Origin of the sequence: Mesorhizobium sp. M1E.F.Ca.ET.041.01.1.1, assembly GCF_003997355.1 — a bacterium.
In the GTDB taxonomy this organism is placed as follows: domain Bacteria; phylum Pseudomonadota; class Alphaproteobacteria; order Rhizobiales; family Rhizobiaceae; genus Mesorhizobium.
The window spans coordinates 1-1,089 of the sequence record NZ_RZSL01001076.1 but is presented as its reverse complement, the minus strand read 5'-3'; the positions used below and the strand labels follow the sequence as shown (position 1 = coordinate 1,089).

The 1,089-nt window shown below is 68.1% G+C and carries 1 protein-coding gene; it reads right to left on the bottom strand.

From position 1 onward, the window contains the following. Positions 1-876: hydantoinase/oxoprolinase family protein (locus EOA38_RS37460; protein WP_145966333.1), on the bottom strand; the 876-nt coding region annotated here is incomplete at its 3' end. Positions 877-1,089 lie beyond the last annotated feature (213 nt).

The window sequence follows — 1,089 nt, the reverse complement described above, 5'->3', positions numbered from 1 at the left end:
CACCGCGACATCCGTGGTGGTGCCGCCGATGTCCGACACCATGGCGTCGTCGAGCCCGGTCATGTGGCGGGCGCCGACAAGGCTGGCGGCCGGGCCGGAGAGAATGGTTTCAATCGGCCGCTGGCGGGCGAAGGCCGCGGAGACCAGCGCGCCGTCGCCGCGCACCACCATCAGGGGTGCTGCGATGCCGCGTTTGGCAAGAAAGCCTTCGGTCGCAGCCACCAGCCGGTCGATCATCGAGATCAGGCGGGCGTTGAGCAAAGTGGTGAGCGCGCGGCGCGGGCCGCCGAGCTTGGCCGACAATTCATGGCTGGCGGTGACCGGCAGGCCGGTCTTCTCGCGGATCAGGTCGCGCGCCGCCAGCTCATGCGCCGGATTGCGGGTGGCGAAATAGGCGCAGACGGCAAAGCCCGACACCGAACGCCCAAGCTCCGGCAGCGCCGCCTCGAGGCCGGAAAGGTCGAGTTTTGCCGCATTGCCGTGCACGTCATGGCCGCCGGGGCAGAACACGACCGGATCGGTGCCGAGCGCCGTCTTCAGCCCGTCGCGGGCAAGGTCGGCCTCGGAAAAGCCGATCATGATGAGCGCCACGCGGCCGCCCTGGCCCTCGACCAGAGCGTTGGTGGCCAAAGTCGTCGACATCGACACCAGCTTGATCGCCGCCGGGTCGGTGCCGGCCTTCTCCAGCACCGCATCGACCGCGCCGGAAATGCCGACGGCGAGATCGTGCCTGGTGGTGAGCGCCTTGGCCTTGGCCAGCACCTTGCCCTTGTTTGGGTTATCCAGGGGCCCGCCCTCTTCCGACCACAGCACCGCATCGGTGTAGGTGCCGCCGGTGTCGATGCCGAGGAAGAGAGGGGATTGCTTGGCGGTCATGGGCGGGGCGGCAGTCCGGGCAAGAGTTTTGGTGCCTGCCCCTTAGCCGATACGGGGTTGCGGATAAAGGCGGGAGAGATGGGCCAAGGATGGAGAGGGTTTGCGCGGCGCGAAGATTTGCTGAAATGCCGGCGGGACAGCACCCCCCTCTGTCCTGCCGGACATCTCCCCCGCAAGGGGGGAGATTGGCTGGTTGGGCGCCCGCACTCTTCC